This window comes from Paenibacillus glycanilyticus, from assembly GCF_023715145.1.
Taxonomy (GTDB): Bacteria; Bacillota; Bacilli; order Paenibacillales; family Paenibacillaceae; genus Pristimantibacillus; species Pristimantibacillus glycanilyticus_A.
On the sequence record NZ_JAMBNP010000011.1, the window covers coordinates 146,408 to 165,102 of the forward strand.

16 protein-coding genes are annotated in these 18,695 nt (G+C 54.3%); 11 read left to right on the forward strand and 5 right to left on the reverse strand.

What is annotated here, in order from left to right:
* Window positions 1-17 precede the first annotated feature (17 nt).
* The gene (locus M3194_RS24640; RefSeq protein ID WP_251656744.1) at window positions 18-1,298 is read right to left on the reverse strand and encodes a BaiN/RdsA family NAD(P)/FAD-dependent oxidoreductase; all 1,281 of its coding nucleotides are present in this window, start codon (window positions 1,296-1,298) and stop codon (window positions 18-20) included.
* Between the two features lie 109 nt (window positions 1,299-1,407).
* Between M3194_RS24640 and M3194_RS24645 the strand changes: the two genes are divergently transcribed.
* The 7 genes from M3194_RS24645 (at window position 1,408) to acpS (ending at window position 6,356) form a co-directional block, all read left to right on the forward strand.
* Window positions 1,408-2,244 (forward strand): alpha/beta hydrolase, encoded by an 837-nt coding sequence (locus M3194_RS24645; RefSeq protein WP_251656745.1) that lies wholly within the window; start codon window positions 1,408-1,410, stop codon window positions 2,242-2,244.
* Between the two features lie 99 nt (window positions 2,245-2,343).
* On the forward strand, window positions 2,344-3,999 hold the full coding sequence (locus M3194_RS24650) for an ATP-binding protein (RefSeq protein WP_251656746.1): 1,656 nt from the start codon (window positions 2,344-2,346) through the stop codon (window positions 3,997-3,999).
* A 75-nt stretch (window positions 4,000-4,074) separates the two neighbouring features.
* A complete protein-coding gene (locus M3194_RS31345) occupies window positions 4,075-4,206 on the forward strand; it encodes a hypothetical protein (RefSeq protein ID WP_285889540.1) in 132 nt (43 codons plus the stop codon).
* A gap of 11 nt (window positions 4,207-4,217) precedes the next feature.
* Window positions 4,218-4,595, forward strand: a complete 378-nt coding sequence (locus M3194_RS24655) for a DUF3905 domain-containing protein (protein WP_251656747.1) — start codon at window positions 4,218-4,220, stop codon at window positions 4,593-4,595.
* Between the two features lie 81 nt (window positions 4,596-4,676).
* Complete coding sequence (locus tag M3194_RS24660) at window positions 4,677-5,111, forward strand: BrxA/BrxB family bacilliredoxin (RefSeq protein ID WP_251656748.1); 435 nt, start codon at window positions 4,677-4,679, stop codon at window positions 5,109-5,111.
* 31 nt (window positions 5,112-5,142) lie between these two features.
* Complete coding sequence (gene nadE / locus M3194_RS24665) at window positions 5,143-5,952, forward strand: ammonia-dependent NAD(+) synthetase (RefSeq protein ID WP_251656749.1); 810 nt, start codon at window positions 5,143-5,145, stop codon at window positions 5,950-5,952.
* Window positions 5,953-5,960: 8 nt separating this feature from the next.
* On the forward strand, window positions 5,961-6,356 hold the full coding sequence (gene acpS, locus M3194_RS24670; protein ID WP_251656750.1) for a holo-ACP synthase: 396 nt from the start codon (window positions 5,961-5,963) through the stop codon (window positions 6,354-6,356).
* A 66-nt stretch (window positions 6,357-6,422) separates the two neighbouring features.
* Here the strand turns inward: acpS and M3194_RS24675 are convergent, their stop codons facing one another.
* Entirely contained in the window at window positions 6,423-6,761 is a 339-nt protein-coding gene (locus M3194_RS24675; RefSeq protein ID WP_251656751.1) for a c-type cytochrome, read from the reverse strand.
* Between the two features lie 192 nt (window positions 6,762-6,953).
* Between M3194_RS24675 and M3194_RS24680 the strand changes: the two genes are divergently transcribed.
* The 3 genes from M3194_RS24680 to M3194_RS24690 are packed head-to-tail and all read left to right on the forward strand — an operon-like array spanning window position 6,954 to window position 9,629.
* Complete coding sequence (locus tag M3194_RS24680) at window positions 6,954-7,781, forward strand: AraC family transcriptional regulator (protein WP_251656752.1); 828 nt, start codon at window positions 6,954-6,956, stop codon at window positions 7,779-7,781.
* Complete coding sequence (gene mutY, locus M3194_RS24685; protein WP_251656753.1) at window positions 7,781-8,983, forward strand: A/G-specific adenine glycosylase; 1,203 nt, start codon at window positions 7,781-7,783, stop codon at window positions 8,981-8,983. The genes M3194_RS24680 and mutY overlap by 1 nt, the downstream gene beginning before the upstream one ends.
* Window positions 8,984-8,996: 13 nt before the next feature.
* Window positions 8,997-9,629: a bifunctional 4-hydroxy-2-oxoglutarate aldolase/2-dehydro-3-deoxy-phosphogluconate aldolase gene (locus M3194_RS24690; protein WP_251656754.1), complete on the forward strand. Its 633-nt coding sequence runs from the start codon at window positions 8,997-8,999 to the stop codon at window positions 9,627-9,629.
* On the opposite strand, the gene M3194_RS24695 is transcribed toward M3194_RS24690, so the two are convergent.
* Window positions 9,630-10,364, reverse strand: a complete 735-nt coding sequence (locus tag M3194_RS24695; protein ID WP_251656755.1) for an alpha/beta hydrolase family protein — start codon at window positions 10,362-10,364, stop codon at window positions 9,630-9,632.
* 364 nt (window positions 10,365-10,728) lie between these two features.
* On the opposite strand from M3194_RS24695, the gene M3194_RS31725 reads away from it, so the two are divergent.
* A complete protein-coding gene (locus M3194_RS31725) occupies window positions 10,729-10,800 on the forward strand; it encodes a hypothetical protein (protein WP_397334383.1) in 72 nt (23 codons plus the stop codon).
* A gap of 232 nt (window positions 10,801-11,032) precedes the next feature.
* Here the strand turns inward: M3194_RS31725 and M3194_RS24700 are convergent, their stop codons facing one another.
* Both M3194_RS24700 and M3194_RS24705 read right to left on the reverse strand, forming a co-directional pair.
* Entirely contained in the window at window positions 11,033-15,289 is a 4,257-nt protein-coding gene (locus M3194_RS24700; protein ID WP_251656756.1) for a S8 family serine peptidase, read from the reverse strand.
* 43 nt (window positions 15,290-15,332) lie between these two features.
* On the reverse strand, window positions 15,333-18,686 hold the full coding sequence (locus M3194_RS24705) for a S8 family serine peptidase (protein ID WP_251656757.1): 3,354 nt from the start codon (window positions 18,684-18,686) through the stop codon (window positions 15,333-15,335).
* Window positions 18,687-18,695 lie beyond the last annotated feature (9 nt).

Below are 18,695 nucleotides of genomic sequence, written 5' to 3' on the forward strand. Positions count from 1 at the left end.
AAAGGAAAAGCGCGGCGTCAGCTGCTTAAAGCAGCCGATGCCGCGCTTGTTCCTGCGCTGTGGCCCGTCGTGAACGCGGCCGTAATATTGTAGCCCCCCGTATAGCCGTGGATATCAAGCACTTCTCCGCAGAAGTACAGGCCATGGACAAGCTTCGACTGCATCGTCTTTGGATCAATCTCCTTCAGATGCACCCCGCCTCCCGTCACAAAAGCTTCCTCAATCGATAGAGTTCCATTGACTGCCACGGGGAACTGCTTCATGCGCTTGGCGAGCTCGCGCCAAGGCTCTCTGGGAATGTTATCGTACGTAATGTCGCCGTTAATCTCGCATTGGCGGAGCAGCAGCTCCAGCAATCTTTCCTGCACATAGCCGCGCAGCACGTTTTTGACCGCCTTTTTAGGCTCCAGCTTGGCAAGCTTTAACGTCTCGTCGAAGATCTCGGCCTCCGAGCGGTCAGGCAGCAGATCAATGGTGACGAGAACGTTGCGTCTGCCGTCTTCGCTATCGGAAGCTTTCTTTAATTCCTTAACCACAAACTGGCTGCAGCGCAGCGCCGCCGGTCCCGATAGACCAAAGTGAGTAAAGATCATATCGCCTTCATGCGAGACTAGCTTCTTGTTCTTCGCGTTCCAGACGGTCAGCGTCACATTTCGCAGCGACAACCCCTGAAGCTCCTTGCTGCGAATCCAGGGCTCGGCCGAGGTCAGCGGCACTTCTGTCGGATATAAATCCGTGATGGTATGCCCGGCTTTTTTCGCCCATGGATAGCCGTCGCCCGTAGAACCCGTATGGGGAACGGATTTGCCGCCGGTTGCGATAATCACGGACTTGGTGTCGATAACTTCGTTAGAAGCAAGCCGGATGCCTTTGACAGCGCCGTTCTCGTACAGCACTTCCTTCACCGGCATATTCGTGCGGATCTCGACGCCTTGCTCCCTCACCTTCCGGAGCAGCGCATCCACAACCGTCTTAGCCTTGTCCGACACCGGGAACATGCGCCCGCGGTCTTCTTCCTTAAGGGCAATTCCCATCCCTTCAAAGAAGGCGATGATCTCCTTGTTGCCGAATTGATTTAGAGCGCTGAACAGAAACCGCCCGTTGCCGGGAATATTGCGAATCAATTCATCCATTTCGTTCGCGTTCGTGACATTGCACCGGCCGCCGCCGGAAATCCCGAGCTTGCGCCCAAGCTTGTCTCCTTTATCGATGAGGAGGGTAGACGCGCCGGCTCCGCTGGCTGCAACGGCAGCCATTAATCCGGACGGTCCGCCGCCGATAATAACGACATCAAACATATTCACACTGCCTCTCTAACCTTAATACTGCAGTACATTGTAACATTCTTTCTTGCAAAATTTAAAATATAATAATCACGAGTTGAAACCTGAAAGGAGCGGAGAGCGCATGGAACGGACGGACTGGCGGTTCAGCGGAGCAAACGGCAATGAGATTTACGCAAGAGAATGGCTTCCGGGCGGTGCGGAGCCAAAAGGCGTTGTATGCATCGTGCACGGAATGGGGGAGCATGGGGAGCGCTATTCGGCGGTAGCCGAGAGGCTGACAAGCGAAGGCTACGCGGTGCTGGCCCATGATCAGGAGGGCCATGGCCAATCCCCGGGACAGCGGGGACATCTTACTTCTATAGAAACCGCCGTTCATAATACGGGACTGCTCCTGGAGCAGGCAAGAACCCGTCATCCGCAGCTGCCTTGCTTTCTGTACGGTCACAGCATGGGGGGCAATGTGGCGCTCAATTGCGCGCTGCGCCTTCAGCCAAGCATCAGCGGCCTGATCCTGAGCAGTCCATGGCTGCGTCTGGCCAAAGGCCCCAATGCCGTTATGAAAGCCATGGCCCGGCTGCTTGTAGGGCTTATGCCCAAGCTGTCGCTCTCAACGGGGATCAGTCCGGATGATCTGTACCGTCCCGGTTACGAGCATGCCGTAACGTTCCTGCATGATCCGTTATGCCACAGCTCCATTACGATTCGGACGTTTCATATTATGACGGATAACGGCGAGTGGGCGATTGAACAGTGCAAGCAGCTGAAGGTTCCCGTACTATTAGTGCATGGCACGGGGGATAAGGTCACTTCGTTCGAAGCCAGCAAAGAGATAGCGGAGCGCCTTGGAGACAGGTGTAAATTTGTTGCGTATGAGGGCGGTTATCATGAATTGCACAACGACATATTTGCCGTGCATTTATTAAATAATATTGCCAATTGGCTGGGAAGGCGATTGTAAAATTATGAGAGTTGTGATTTAATCGGACTATCAAGTGAATAGGTGAAGACAGGTTAATTTATATAACATGACGTGTTTCGTTGGGGAGACTGATCGTTCGTGTTGAAAGAATTGCTCTTACAATTCTTTATTACGCTGGTACCTGCCTTTGCCTTTCAGTTATGGCATAATTCAAGCCGCTATTGGCGGAGAATTCCCATTATTATAGGGTTGTCCAGCTGTGTTTCTATGGCATTGTGCATGATGTTTACAAAGGACTATTATGGCTGCGAGCTGAATTTCCGGCTTATGCCATTATTGATTGGTTCCTTGTATGGAGGACCCTATTTTCTGCTATTGCTAAGCGGTGTTTATGCAGCTCTTCGAATAGAATATCTCGACAGCGTCGGGGAAACGGTAGTATTTGCTTCCTTTATGCTGGTCTATCTTGTTTTTATGCCGTTTGTTATCAAAGCTTTCCAGCGGGCCGACCGGCGCCGCAAGATCAGAATCGTGATGCAGCTTATCTTTGGGATGTGCGCAATTGTGGTACTGTCCTTTACGGTGGCAGTCCTTACGGCTAATATGCCCATTACGCTTGAGTTTGTTCTGCTCTCGCTCCTGACTCTAGTTATGTCGATCGTCTCTTCGCTCATCTCGGTCTATGCGGTGGAAAGCTTCAAAGAAAACGCCCAGCTGCATTATGACGTGAAGCGGATGTCGACCAGCCTCCAGCAGGAAGTGGAGAAGCTTCAGCAGTTTATCGATCAGACGAAGATTGCCGTTGTTCTAGTGAACCAATATGGCAAAATCACGCATCTCAACGACATGGGCTATCATCTGCTGGCAGACGGAAAGCACGAGAACAGCCCTATGATCGGCCAATATTTTCATGAAGCTTTTGGCGAGGAAGAGACCAATGTCAGACTGCTGCGCGAAGCGCTGAGAGGGCAAAGCCCGCCGCGGGAGCTTCCGCAGATCGAGAACGGCCGGACGTTATTAAAGACGGCTTTCTGCATCCGTAATTTGCAAGCGGATACAGTAACAGGTGCAGCCCTCATTGCGCAGGATATTACAGAGCTCTCGCTGCTTCGGAATGAAGTCGGACGGATGGAGCGTCTTAGCTTAATCGGGCAAATGGCGGCCAGCATTACCCATGAGATCCGTAATCCGATGGCGGTAATCCGAGGCTTCGTTCAGCTGATGCGCGAGCGGAGCCCGGAAAGTCAACAGACTTATTTCGGGATTGTAATGGACGAGCTTGACCGGGCCAACACGATTATAAGCGATTTCCTGTCCCTTGCGCAGAACCGGGCGCTGACGATGGAGGAGAGCTCGCTGCATGACATTATCCGCGAAATGGTTCCGCTCTTGAACGCGGATGCGAATCTGCGGGGGCAGACCATAGAGGTCGAGCTCTGCGACTTTATTCCGTCCATTCAGCTTAACGAGAAAGAGATCAAGCAGCTGCTTCTGAACCTGGCACGCAACGGCATGGAGGCGATGAGCGAGAAAGGCCGCTTGTCTATCCATACTTCTTACATTGCGGAAAAGGAAGAGATTGTCCTGCGCATACAGGATCAGGGAGTGGGCATCTCCGAAGAGCAGAAGCAGCGCATCTTTGATCCGTTCTTCTCAACCAAGACGCAGGGAACCGGCCTTGGACTTCCTCTTTGCGTGAGCATCGCGGAACGCCATAACGGACGTATCGACGTTGAATCGCAGCAGGGAGTCGGTACGACCTTTATCGTCTCTTTTATCCGGAAAACAGCGTAAGAAAGATCATAAAGCTTGTGCCTAACGTACATACTATCGTTGGAAGATCAGTCATGCACAGGAGGACTTTTAACGATGACAAAAAGCAAAAAAGGCAGCTCGATCGAACAAACCGAGCAAGCAAGCAAGAATAAAGCCGGAGGACCTGCTCCAGGCGAAGCCGGCTACGACAAGAAGCTGGACGGGCCAAACCGCCCTTCGATTTAAGAGGTATTGCGATGGGCAAGGGCAAAGAGGACGATCCGTCGCTTGACCCGTTCGAAATCTCTTTCCTCCCGGAATTCCGCGAGGGAAGAGGCCCGCGAGAGCCTTTCGTGAACGAACATGGCGTTGTGATCGGGGATCATGAATACGAGTCGCCGGAATCTCCGCTGAATCAGTGGAGTACCGATACGGATCCAGCCGTGATGGCTGGTGAGGAATGGGTTCATCCCTATAAGGATATCGGGTTTCAAACCGTCGAGAACCGGGATTATTTCGAACGGGGAATAGCCCCTCGGGCGGGAATTTTTATGCATCAGGATAAAGACAGCGCCTACCGGGCCGGAGAACCTGTTTCCAGCTCGGAGGACGCAACCAAAAAGCAACCGGAGTGAGTGCGCTCCGGTTGCTTTATTTTCATCGCGGGCGGTATAATAGTAACTAAAATTAAGTTATTACAAAGGAGTGTGTTTCAAATGTCGATGTCATTTGAAAGATATATGCTGGATATGGTTCAACCTATGCGTGACGACTTGACCCGAATCGGGATTCAAGAGCTCCGCACTGCCGAAGAAGTGGCGGATACTTTACCGGATGCAAAAGGAACAGTACTCGTTGTTGTTAACTCGGTTTGCGGCTGTGCTGCAGGTCAATGCCGTCCGGGCGTAGCAGAAGCGCTTCAGCATGATATTACGCCTGATCACCTGTATACGGTGTTTGCGGGTCAAGATAAAGAAGCAACGGCGAAAGCGCGCGAGTACTTCGCGCCGTACCCGCCTTCGTCCCCGTCGATCGCTTTGATGAAAGACGGCGAGCTTGTTCATTTCATCGAACGCCATCAAATCGAGAACCGTTCCGCTGCCGATATTGCGGCTGATCTGACAAACGCATTTGACCGTTACTGCCGCTAATCGGCAGTTGGAGCAGGGGGAGACAAGTGCTATGAGTTTACAACAGGAAATAATCGAGCGCTTCGGCGTACAGCCGGAGATTGATCCTGCCGCCGAGATCCGCAAACGCGTGGACTTCTTGAAGGAGTACGTGAAGAAGTCGGGCACAACGGGCCTCTTGATTGCCATTAGCGGCGGTATCGACAGCGCGGTTACGACTGGTTTATGCAAAATGGCAACGGATGAATTGTCTGCTGAGACCGGCCGGGAATACATGACGCTTGGCGTGTTTCAGCCTTATGGGGAGCAAGTCGATATTCAGGACAGCTACGCGACGGCGGAAGCCTTCAAGCTGAAGCATAAGGTGGAGACGAATATCGGCGAAGCGGTAGACGAGATTGCGCTGGAGACCGAGCATGCTCTTAAGGCGATCGGAATTTCGCGTCATCTCAGCCGCGGCGGCAAAGGAAACGTGAAAGCAAGAACGCGGATGGTTGTCCAGTACGCGCTTGCTTTTGACCTGAATCTGCTTGTTGTGGGTACAGACCATGCGTCGGAAGCGATCACCGGCTTCTTCACGAAGTGGGGCGACGGCGCGGTAGACATTACTCCGCTCAGCTCGCTGAACAAGCGTCAGGTACGCCAGCTCGCTAGCGTCCTTGGCGTACCGCAGAGCATTCTGGACAAAGCGCCAACTGCCGGACTTTGGGAAGGGCAGACTGACGAATCGGAGCTTGGCATCCTGTATGACGAGAACAGCGCGTATCTCGAAGGCAAAGAAATCGGAGCCGAAGCGAAAGCCAAGCTCGAGAAGCAATATTTGCGTACTGAGCATAAACGTTCCCCGATTCCGGGCATCTGATACGCGCGATGATAGCAGGGGTCGGACATGACGTGACGGACATGGACCGGGTTGCCGCACTGCTTGCGGGCAAGGCGGGAGAAAGGTTCTTGGACCGTATATTGACAAGTCGGGAGCGGGATCTCGCTTATGGTTATGAGGGCAAGCGTCTGGCGCAATTCACGGCAGGAAGATTTGCGGCTAAGGAAGCCGTGGTGAAGGCTTTAGGCTGCGGGATTGGTGCCAAGGTCAGCTTTGCCGATATTGATATTTTGCGCGGACCCGAGGGCAAGCCGGAATGTTATTTGTCCGGGGAGGCCTGGGGACGTCTTGGACTCATGCCGGAGAGCTACCGTATTCATATTACGATTACCCATGATCGCGCGATTGCGTCAGCAGTTGCGATCGTGGAGCGCACGGGATAGAGAAAAAGGCTGATCGTTATGCGGCTGTTAAGCTGCCTGACGGATCGGCCTTTTTTGTATGCTATCTTATTTCTTGCCCGCAAGCCAGGCGGCAAGCCCGGCAATCTGCTCGTCCGTCAGACGTTCCTCGAAGGGAGGCATGGAGCTCCCGCCCTTCTTGATTTGCTCGGCAATGGCGGGTTCGGTCATGCGCGCTCCTACCTTCTGGAGGTTGGTCTGCGAGCCCATTCTTCCCTGCAGGTCGGAGCCGTGGCAGCTGACGCAATTGGCTTTGTAGACGGCTCCCGTTTTGTCCGGCGCGTCCATGTGACTGGTTGAAGCGGAGGACCCTGTGCCGCCGTTATTCCCGCAGGCTGTTAACAGAACAGCAACGGTTGCTGCTATCGCTAAGTATTTAACAAACATTTACATTTCCTTCTTTCTTTTTCACTAGATTAAAATAAATCTAAAGAGATGATAGAACTTCCATATGATTTTAAAGCTATAGCCTATATAATAGAGTAAATAATTAGCGAAAACCAGACAACAGGGGTAGTCATGGATACGAATGAACGAATATTACAACGGCAATTTTCTCTGTTAGAACCAGAGGTTATTATGGCTGCCTATTCTGAAAGAGATGCCGGCTGGACCGATAGTCGGGATGGCATTGACTTTTACCGGTTTATTTATGCAACTGAAGGGAAAGCTGTTGTCCAAATTAACGGTGTTACTTATAATATTGAGCCCAATAGAGTGTATTTGCTACGACCCAAAACATTTAAATCCTACGAAATTACCGTCGAGCAGAAGGCGAAGCTGTACTGGTGCCATTTTTGCCTGGAAACGCAGGACTTCAAATTTATCAAGCTGCTCAAATTGCCTTTTACCTCCTCCATTCCGATTCAAGACGGGCAGTATGTCATTAGCATCATTCTGCGTATGATGGATGCTCTAGGTCGGGAGTCGATTACGAGCAGATTGAAGCTAAAAGCCGCAATATTGGAATTAATGTCTTATTTCGTTGATAATAGTGCTTTAATGGTATCCAAGAGCTCCTATTACGAACTGCTTGAGAGCGGGGAGAAATGGACCGAGGTTATTGATTACATTGAGAAAAATCTGCATCAGAATATCCAAATCGAAGATTTGGCCAAAGTCGCGTATCTCCATCCGAACTATTTAATAACGTCATTTAAAACGGTAATGGGCTGTTCTCCGATTCAATACGTAACCGAAAGACGACTTGAAATGGCTAAGAAACTGTTGAAGGAAACGGATCTTCCAATCTCCGAAATTGCAAGCAAGGTGGGCATGCTCAATCATTATCTTCCGAGGCTGCTCAAACGGCAAACGGGGATTACGCCAAAGCAATACCGCCGGTTGATGCAGGTGGATATTCGCAATATTAATTCAGGGAATGGAAATTCAGAGGTGAAAGAATAATGGAAGCCATTAATAATGAGGAAGCCAAGGCCTACTTCAGCCGCGAGCTGCTCATCTGGTACCGGAGGATTAAGCGGGATCTGCCATGGCGGATGAACCAGGATCCTTACCGCGTATGGGTATCGGAGATTATGCTGCAGCAGACGCGGGTGGACACGGTGATTCCTTACTATGAGCGGTTTATGACGAAGTTTCCCACCGTACGGACGCTTGCCGAAGCGCCGGAGCCGGAAGTGCTGAAGTGCTGGGAAGGGCTTGGTTATTATTCGCGTGCCCGCAACCTCCAGGCTGGAGCGCGCGAGGTGGTTGAACGTTACGGAGGCGTGGTGCCGGACGATAAAACGGCGGTCTCGGGCTTAAAGGGTGTAGGTCCTTATACGACCGGAGCGATTATGAGCATTGCTTTTAATCGGCCTGAGCCTGCGGTTGACGGCAATGTCATGCGGGTACTGTCCAGGTATTTCTGCCTGGAGGACGATATTGCGAAGCCGGCAACTCGCGTCAATATCGAAAAGCTCGCGGGATCGCTGATTCCGGAAGGAGCTGCCGGAGATTTCAATCAGGCGTTGATGGAGCTTGGCGCACTTGTATGTACGCCAAAATCTCCTAGCTGCCTGCCTTGCCCGGTCATGGAGCATTGCGCGGCAAGGCTTGCAGGACGCGAGGCTGAGCTTCCTATCAAGACCAAAGCGAAGCCGCCTCGTCCGGAGAAGCGGGCGGCGGTTATTGTTGCCGGAACTGGCGTTCATGAAGGCAAGATATTGATCCGTCAGCGTCCGGAGACCGGATTGCTCGCCCAGATGTGGGAGCTTCCTCATTTGCTTATCCCGAAGGAGCAGGAATCCGTCATGGAAGCGGCTGACGAATTGAGCAGCGCAAATGCGGCTGCAGCCGGGAAATGGCTGACCCGTTCGATGGAGGCAGAGACCGGGCTATTGATTCGACCTCGGCGATGGTTAATGGATGCCGATCATGTCTTCAGCCATATTCATTGGAAAATGAGGATTTACCTCGCAGACTTGGGTACGCATGCGGAGCTGGCGGATGCTCCTAGTGCAAGTCTGGCTGCAGAGTCTGCTGCCGCCTATGAAGCTGAGGCTGAAGGCAAACAGGGCGAGTACCGCTGGATTGGACCGGCGGATATGGAGACCTTGGCTTTTCCGAATTTATTCATTCGCATATTGCGGGATTATTGGACGTAAAGGGGACAATAACATGAGTAAGATGCTGGATTTGCTGCTCGAAAATAAGATTGTTGCGATCTTGAGAGGGATTGAGGATCATCAGGCGGATGCGGCTGGACAAGCTCTGATTGACGGGGGGATCCGTCTGATGGAAATTACGATGAACACGCCTGGCGCAGCCGTAATGATCGAGCGCTGGCGCAGCCGGTTTGACGGTCAAGCCGCTGTTGGAGCGGGAACCGTGCTTGATTTGGAGATGGCGAAGACCGCTGTTGCAGCCGGTGCGCAGTTCCTTATCTCGCCGAACCTGGATGAAGCGGTTATCGCGTATGGTCAAGAGCGAGGAATCTCCGTATGGCCGGGCGTCATGACGCCAACGGAAATCGTGAAGGCTTGGAAGGCCGGGGCCGAAGCGGTAAAGCTGTTCCCGATGGGGACGCTTGGCACCAAATACTTAACCGAGATCCGCGGCCCGCTGGATGCCATTCCGATTATGGCAACCGGCGGCGTAGATCTGCATAATATCGCCGATTATTTCGCCGCGGGCGCCAATGCTGTCGGAATGGGCGGCAAGCTGCTGAACCTGGATTGGGTCCGCGAGGGCAAGTTCGACCTTATAACGGAGCGTGCACGCCAGTTCGTTGACGTGGCGCGCACCTTGTAATCACAAAGCCTGCTGATCTCCGATATGACGATCCAGCCACAGCTTGGACTGCTCCAGCATCTTAAGCGTAATGTGATGATTAACTCCGCTGTATTCAATCATGTGGAGCTGCTCGGGGGATATTTGGGACATGTTGCTCATGAAATGCCGCTGGCTGTCGATCGGAACGGTTGTATCCTCTTTGCCGTGAAGCAGCAAGAGCGCCCGCTCATTCTCAAACGTTATTTGCGATAACGGATCATGGGCTTTAAGCGTCGTTCTCTCCTCTGGTGTGAGCGGCGTTTTTCCCATATATTCAAGGTATTTCTCCTCGAACCGAAGCCACGCGCATGAGCCGTTAATAACAACGGCAGCTTGCAGGGACGAATGCTTGGCAAAGGAACCCGCTGCAATAAAGCCGCCTGCCGAATGTCCGACGATGCCGATACGGCCGGCTGCTGCCGAGAGCTCGTCCACGATGGACCGGGCTTCTTTTACCCCTTGTAAAACAATCTCCAGGAATTGCTTCTCCAGAACCTCCGGATCCGCATAGTCCAGCTTGCCGCGCTGACCGTGATGCAGCAGCTCGGGAACAACAACTTTGTACCCCCAGCCAACGATTAAGGAAGCGAAGAACTGGTAGCTTTCCATCGAAGAACCCCAGCCATGGTATAAGATAACGGTGCCGATTGGCCGTCCCGCAGGCTCGAAGAGCAGGCAGGGTACCTCTGCGATACTGATTTGATTTGGATTCATAATTCCCCTCCAACAAATAACAATCACCTATTAGACTATCATCATTTCCGGCGAAAAGCTTCCTAAACTTCAATCGTCCCATAAAAACAAAGAGCCTGAGGCACGGGGGCCGCAGGCTGCAAGAGAGAAATATAATAAAGGGGGGTCATGTCTATAAGTATAGATTGCGTAAATGAAAGGAATCTGAGTACAGTGTTACAGCTAGATTACAATGTGGTGACTCTATGAGCATTTACTCAGATAGAGCGAAGTGAATATAAATTTCTTTAATGTGGAAATAAAGTTTTTTAATAATAGATAAAGTTCTTTCATCCTTTTTAACGGCTACCTATGCCTACAATTGATGCCATATTGGTAAGGGTTAATCCGCATCTCGGTTGGCATCGAGGACCGGGAAGATCTAATCTCTGATTTGGTCCAGAGCTTGGAAGGCTAGTGAAGCTGGTGAAGTTCCAATTGTACGAACTTGCTACCCCGGGTCATTGTCGCAGCAGGTCGGCATCAAGAAATGGAACAAACCGGTGCGGACGAGAACGTCAAAAAAACTGCACCCCCGATTGTTGGAAATGGTCTCAACAATCGGGGGTGCAGCTCATTTTTAAGCATGGCCTATTTAATCGAAGTCACATGTAAGAGGAAAATTCTTGACCAACTAATCGGTTTATTGATTAGTTGATTCGTTTCGCCGCTTGAAGCAAACGGTACAATACCGTTGCTGCAGCTTCGCGCGTCGTTGCTTCGGCAGGGTGGAAGAAACGGTCGCCCTTAACGTCAATGCCGTTCATCAGGCCGGCATCGGTGACGGCTCGAATGTCGTTGATCGCATAAGCGCCGATCGTCCCCGCGTCGCTGTATACGCTGCTGCCGCTGGCTGGTGGATTCACATTCAACAGCTTAAGCGAGCGATTCAGCATGACAGCCATGTCTTGGCGGCTGATTACGGCGTTTGGCTGGAAACGCCCGTGTTCGCCGGTCACGAGCCCGGCCGCGTGCGCGGCGGCAACCTCGGCGGCGAACCAGTCTTTCACGTTTACGTCCGTGAACGGTGCTGTTGTGCCAGGAGTCTTCAGGCCGAGTGCTCTGACCAGCATCGAGGCGAACTCGGCTCGCGTCACGTTGCGCTTCGGCGCGAACGTTCCGGATGCCGTGCCGTTCATTATGAATTGGGCAGCAAGCTTCCGAATCTCTTCCTTCGCCCAAGAGGTCCCGATATCCGAGAACGCGATGTCGCGTACCGCTGCCGCATAGGTCGAGAAGCCGGGACGCGCGACGATCGCGATCGTGCCGCCGTCTTTGCCGGTCTTGAAGGTTGCGGTCGCCGGACGTACGGCGCCGTCTTCTTCATACAGAGCGCCCGCATTTGCGGCTTGTACGTCTCCGTCTATCAAGAAGGCGCGCGTTATCGTATCTTTAACGGAGAGCGGAATTGGCGTCTCGATGCCATCTTTGACGCTGCTCGCTTCGAAGGCAATCGGCGTGCCAACGACTTTGGCATCCGGATACACGGCTTCGAAGCGTTTGACGGCAGCTCCGTTCTTCTTGATTCGGATGGCCAGACCCGCGTCCTGCGAGAGGCTTCGGATAGCCGATAGCGGTAGCGCGACGGATGCTCCGTTCCAGGCGAGCACGACCGAGCTTTCTGGCGGTGCGGCTTTCAGACGCTGCGCTTGCGCCGGCGTTAAGCTTAGCACCGCTTCTTCGGCATCCGCGGAGGTAGCGGTGATGACGAAAGCGGTCGATTTAGCCGCGCTTTCGAACGCGCGATCAAGCTCGGTGTCGTCTATGGTCGCGGTCAGCTTTCCGCTTGCGCTGCTTGTTTTCGCGACCAGCTTAACCGGGGCTTGAGAGTCTGCAATGACCGAGGTCGTCACGTCCCCGTACTTATCTGTCGGCACAGGGTCGGAGGTTTGCGGCGAACCGCCTCCAGGCTGACCTCCGTTGCCGCCGCCCGGATTACCGTCCCCGGGATTACCGCCTCCAGGCTGATCGCCGCCGGTATAGTCGTTATCTACATTGATGGTGATATTCGAGAAATGAATCTCGGATGTGAAGCCGAAGACGGAATATGCGGTTACGGCGGAGAGCACGTACTGCCCGTCGGGCAGAGCAGGCAGATCATAGCTGCCGTTGGCGCCGCTATCCTGTTCGGCTGAAAGATAACTGCCATTAAAGCCTTCGATAACGTATGTGCCTTTGGACATGTATGCATCCAACCCGTTTTTGGAGCTCTTCCAATCGGCCAGGAGACCGTAATAACGGCCGTTGTTGTCCAGCAGGCCGAGCTGGAGGATATTAAAACCTCCGCCATTGTAATTTATGGCAATATCGATTGGCGATTGCGGTGAAACGATACGGTTCGATACGCTGATTCCTCCGAACGCGTTCTCGTTATCAAGCGGCTTCTTCCCGATATGAAAAACAAACGGCAGGTGCAGAGCCGGGACGCTATCGCCTTCCAGAACCACGGTCCCTTCGTAAACGCCTGGCTTCGCGTCCGGCTTCGCTTCGACGGACAATCCGAAGGTACGGGCTTTCCCCGCATCGACGGAAAGCTTGCTTCCCGCGTCAAGTCCGGTCAGCTTCACGGTGATGCCGGCCCAATCCGGGGTCGTAGCATAACCGGGCTTATTGGTGAACGTCTTATGCAGTTCCGTCTTGGCTTCGTAAGCAACCGATTTGTCGGTTACGCTTTTCAGCTGCAATGTGCTTGCAGCTTTGGCATCGCCGGCGGACGGATCCAAGACGCCGAACGCAACGCTGCTGGCTTCGCTGGGGAGCGTGATCGGTTTCATGTTCTTATCCAAAATCGTAATTTCGTCCAGCGATTTCAATAAAGCTGCCGTATGCAAGGCATTCGCTACATCGGCGCGCCCGGCGCCTTGCGAATATACATCGTACGGCAAGCCGTTCTCGTCCGCCAGCGGATCCGACGTATTCGCGAGCGCCGCCCGGACATCGGATGGCGTCCAATTCGGAAATTTATCCTTCAGCAGCAAAGCGAGGCCGGCGATATGCGGCGTTGCCATGCTGGTTCCGCTGTAACGGTCGTATGCTTCGTCGTAATCGGCATCCGGATGAACCAAGCCGAAGGCGGGTACAGACGAGACGATGCGATGGCCAGGCGCGACGACATCCGGTTTGATGCCCAATCTGTCATCCTGGTTCGGCCCGCGCGAGCTGAATTCCGCCATGGTATCGCCGGGGAGGGAAACGCTCTTGAAGGGTTTGTCGAACGTCAGGCTCTCCGGTGCGTTAGGCTGTTTCAACATCGCCCGAACCAAGGCGCGGCCTTCTTTGCCCGCGATGTCAAAGGCTGGGATGGAGTCTTCCAATGGGCCATTGAAGCCCATGTAACCGATTGGGCCGTCACGTCCCGGAATGGATTCCGATAGATCGACGGTATTTTCCTGCCAGACGTCCCGGCTATCGTTGGTCGTGCCGTTGAATATGACGACAGCCTTTGCGCCATGCTCCTTGGCTGAATTGATTTGTCTGCTGAACGAAATTCCCTGGCTGCTGTGCGTTCGCGTGACGATGACGATTTTGCCTGTCACGTCTTTCCCGTCGTAATCGGCATCCAGACCGAATCCGAGGTAGACCGCCCCGATCGGATCCGTTCCGAGGAGACTGGCGAAATCCGTGTTTCCGGGCGACCAAGCCATTGCGCGAAGCGTATACGCTTGGCCCGTCAGAGAGCTGGAGGCAACCGTCTCATAGGTGTCGATCCGGCTGGTGGCGGCACCGACCGTAATGCCGAGCTCCGCCGTCGACGGGGAACCTAGCGAATAGTAGTAAGGCGCGTCCATAGCGGAGTTGCCCGCGGCGATGACGGGAACGACGCCGGCTAGGGCCGCGTTGTTGATGGCGACTGCCTCGGCCGAATACGGATCCTTTGTCCCATCGTCGCCAAGAGACAGATTGATCACGTCCATGCCGTCTTTGACGGCGTGCTCGATGCCGTCGACGATCATGGCCGAGGTGCCGGTGGCAAGCGGTCCGCCCAACACTTTATAGACGTATAAGTCCGATTCGTAGGCCACGCCCTTTTGCAGGAAATGACCGTCGACGTTCGCCGCGCGTCCCGCGATGGTGCCGGAAACGTGGGTGCCGTGGGTCGTGCCGGCGACCAGCTGCTCCGGTACCGGGATGTCCTCGTAGGGATCGTCGTCGTTGTAAAAGGAGTCGTGTCCGCCTTTAAACGCTCCTTTCAAGTCGGGGTGGACATAGTCAACGCCGGTATCGATGACCCCAACCTTCAGCCCTTTGCCGGTATAGCCTTCCGCCCAGGCTTTATCAACGCCAAGCTGCTGCAGAGGGGTCATATCGATCCGCGGATCCTCCGCATCCGTCTCGTAGGATTGCACCGGCTTGGCCGTATAAGTCAGGTTCGGATAGATCGCCCTGATGCCGGGGAGCTTCGCCAGCTTGGCGATGCCGGTACCCGGCAGCGTGACGGCCATGCCGTTTAGCACCTGGTTGTACCGATAGTCGACGTCAAGGGGCAAGCCGCTCGCTGTGGCGGACTTCAAGAAAGAGGCTTGCTCGGTTTGAACCGCATTTACGTTCGCTTCGGCAGCCAGCGTCTTATACCCTTTGCTTGCGGCGTATTTGCCGACAGCGGCAGGCTGGGCGCTCAATTGAATGATAACGCTCACTGGGCCGGTGGAGGAGGTATCGATGTCCGGCGAAATAAAGAGGCTGTCCGAGCTGCTGGAAGCGGAAGACAAGCTGCGCTTCCAATCGCTCGCGAAGGCTTCGAACAGATTCGCTTCCGGAGCCGCTGTGGCCGCAAGCGCAGAAATAGGATTGTAAGCCGAAGCTTCGGCAGCCGCGGGAACGGCCGACTGGAGCAGACCGGAGGCCAGGACAGCCGTGGCCGTGATAAGGGATGACAAGGTATGAATGCGCTTATAGATGCTCTTCAAGTCCGGATTCCTCTTTTCCTAATTATTGATGGCGACCGCATGATTACGATACGATCTCGAAGGCGTCGATCGAGATGACGGAGCCTGTGGAGCTCGCATTCTTCTTCCCGCTGTTCACCACGCGCACCGTGTGCTTGCCCGCGGACAGCGTCCCCGATTCGAAGACAACGGCTTCGTACTTCCGGGCCGGCCGGTACAGGTCCGCCGATCCTGTCAATTTTCCGTCGATATAGATATCCGCAATGCCGCGGTTGCTCCCGATCGGCGCGAGGAGGCGAATCTTCGTGCCGGTGAAGCTCAGCTCGGCGAAATCGTCCTTTGCGATGGACGTCGTCACGGACTGGCCCGAGTAAACCGTGCTGAAGCTCGTGGTCCAAGTACCGTCATAGTGCACCTGGTAGAAGTCGGCATCCTGAACGAGATGTTTGACGATGAATGCGTCGACGTTCACGAATGCGGGATCGTTCTTCTTGGCTCTCGGATCGGTCTTGCCCGTCCATTCGATGCGGATCGTATGCTTATCGTTGGAGACCGTCTTCTTGAAGAGCGCCTGGCGTTTCGATTCGGTCTTGTCATACAAGGAAACCGTTGAGGCCAGCTTGCCGTCGAGATAGACGTTGGCGATGCCTTGCTGCGGGTTCTTGGTTCCGATCCATTCGATGTAGCTGCCATCGAAGGAGAGTTCGGCATGGCCGGGGGCGTCTATGCGCTTCGCGCTTCCGCCGGACAACGCGTCGTCCGATACCGTCTCCCAATCGCCGACGAACGTCACGGCTTCCGAATCGTCCTCATAGGCGCCGGAAGGGTTGGCGTGCTGCAAGCGCAGCGTGAAGTCGCCTGTTCCCGCGTATGCATAGACATTCACGTAATAGGTGCCGGTCTGCTTCGCGAAATAAGTGAAGCTCTCGTTGGACGTCCCCGGATGCTCGGAAGCGGCGACGATGCCGGTCTTGCCGTGAACGGTAACCGCGGAAGGCGAGAAGAGGTAGAGATCGAAGTCGGTGCCTTCGTCACCCGTCAGCTCCGCTTGAATGGTTTCGCCCGCGTGCAGATCAACGGCGTATACGCGATCCGGATCGGAGGCTTCTTCGAGGCGCTCGCTTAATTCCGAAGTCTGAAGCGGGGTCCCGGGAATATCTTTATCGGAAATGGCATGATAGGCGTCGATCAGCTTGCCGGACATGTTCGTGTCAGCCAGGGAGCTTATTTTCTTCCCGCTGTTAATCAAGCGTTGAATCGTCTGTTTCGCATCGTAGGCGGGATTTTCGCCGAGTACCAAGGCGGCCGCGCCAGCGGCGTTAGCGATAGCCGGCGTGCCGTAGGACCCTTGGAGGTCGTAATCCGGCTTATCGAGGAGCAGATTGGTTCGGGCGAATGAATCCCGGGCTGCAACGACATCGCCAAGCGAGGCCTCCGGCATCGGAACGGACTGTCCGGCGTAAATGGTCCCTTCTTCTCCCACCAAATCGTAATAACCGAAAAAGCCTTCGTACAGATAATCCAGATGCAGCGTGTCCTTCACGAAAGATGAGGTTTCGCTTCCGAAGAGAGCGTCCCTGCCCGTTAGAAGAAGTCTGCCGCCCGCTTGCAGGTAACTCGTTAAATCGGTCTTGTCGGACTCGGTCAGCACAGGCGGCGCGTTCGGATCGGGATTGGTACTCGCGTTGGCGTAGCCGGTGAACCAAATGACGATATCGTACGCCTGCATGTCCTCCAGAGCGGGTCCCTTATCGTTTTTGGGTACGGTCTCGACGTGGAACGTTCCCCGCGCATCGTCGAGCGGCATTCCGTCCGTCTCAAAGCCGGCGGACAGGAGGAAGCTCTTGTATAGTTCTAGAAAGCTCCGTTCCTCCTCGTTGCCTCCAACCGAGTTGTCGTCCTGGACAAGCAGTACCGAAGGTTTGTCCGCGCCCTCGCCCAAATAATCAAGCGCTGCGCGGAAGGAGTCGGTTTGAAACGGCGGAGCGAAATTCTCGAAGCCGAGTCCGTTATAGATCGCTCTGTACGAGCCGGTATCGATTTGGGCGGCGTATGCCAGGTTTTCCGAAGGCATAGTCGTAATTACATCGTTGGCCGGCGCAGCGATCTGAACGGTATTCTTGCCGTAGCTCGTAGATGAATAGCCGTTACGCCCGATGCCGTTGACAGTCAGCACGTTCGGAAGCATGTAGGATGCCGGGTAGGTCGGTATGCGGTCCACGTCGTCGCGATAGTCGCCGGGCTGCGCAATGAAAAGCATATCGGAGTGCCGAAGCGCGTCCAGAATTAGCTCGCTCGGTTCCCAGGTAGCGAAGTCCAGGACGGCGATGTCGGCACCCATCTGCTCGGCGTAGGCAATGCCCGCCGCGATTTGCGAGAACGTTCCGCTGCGCGATATCGAAGAAAACGTCTTAATCGGAAGAATCTTCGCGTTTGGTGCCACGCCGGCGATCCCCACGCTATTATTCATGGAGGCGGCTACGATGCCCGCGATTGCCGTCCCGTTCTTCGAGGGGTCGTTCAAGTCGTCGGCATTGTTGTCTTCATGATTGAAGTCCCAGCCGTGAACGTCGTCGATAAAGCCGTTGCCGTCGTCGTCGATGCCGTTATTAGGGATTTCTTTGGGATTCGTCCAAACACGGTCAGCGAGATCGGGATGATCGCCGTCCACGCCGTCGCTGATGACCGCTACGACGACTTCCTTGCCGCCGTTCTTCAGAGTAGGCCAGGCTTCCGGGGCGTTGATGTCGATATCCGATATGCTGGCTGGCCAATCATCGGTGTCGAGGGTGTTATGCAAAGCCCATTGTTCTGGAAATATTGGATCGTTCGGGATTAGGGGGGATAACTTGGATGTGACGGTTGCAAGTTCTTTAGTGGAGGCCGTATCCGTCGTTGCGATCGGCGCCTGTGAAGCTGGCTTGGCTTGCGGTGCGTTGGACTCGATTGCCGACGGCTCCGGCACGAATACTTGGGCGTCCGGCTCCGCGTACAAGACGTTCGGGTCGGCCTTGATTCGAGCTAGGAGAGCGTCGATATCCGCGCCTTCGGGCAGTTTCAGCACCTCGCTGCCGAGACTAGGCAGCGTCCGTGCCGGCTTCAGGCCGTAATTTGCGGCGATCGCCGCCGCGTTGGTGCCGCTCTTATACTTAACGACGATGCTGTCGGCTTTCGGGGCATCGACGGATGGCCGCGGTATCGGTTCCAAATGAGGACCAGCAGGAACTTCGATAACCGGTTCCTTTACGTTTTCGCCTTCCGGAAGCTGCGTCTTCCGCACTTTCTCGGTGGATGAAGTTTCTTGCGCTGACGCTACTCCTTGCTTATGCGAATCGAGGGAAGGGGCGAGGGTGCCGCTGACCAAAATGGTCGTTAACAGTAAAGATGAGCAGATGGTTTTATTCAAGTGACGCTTCAATTCCGTATC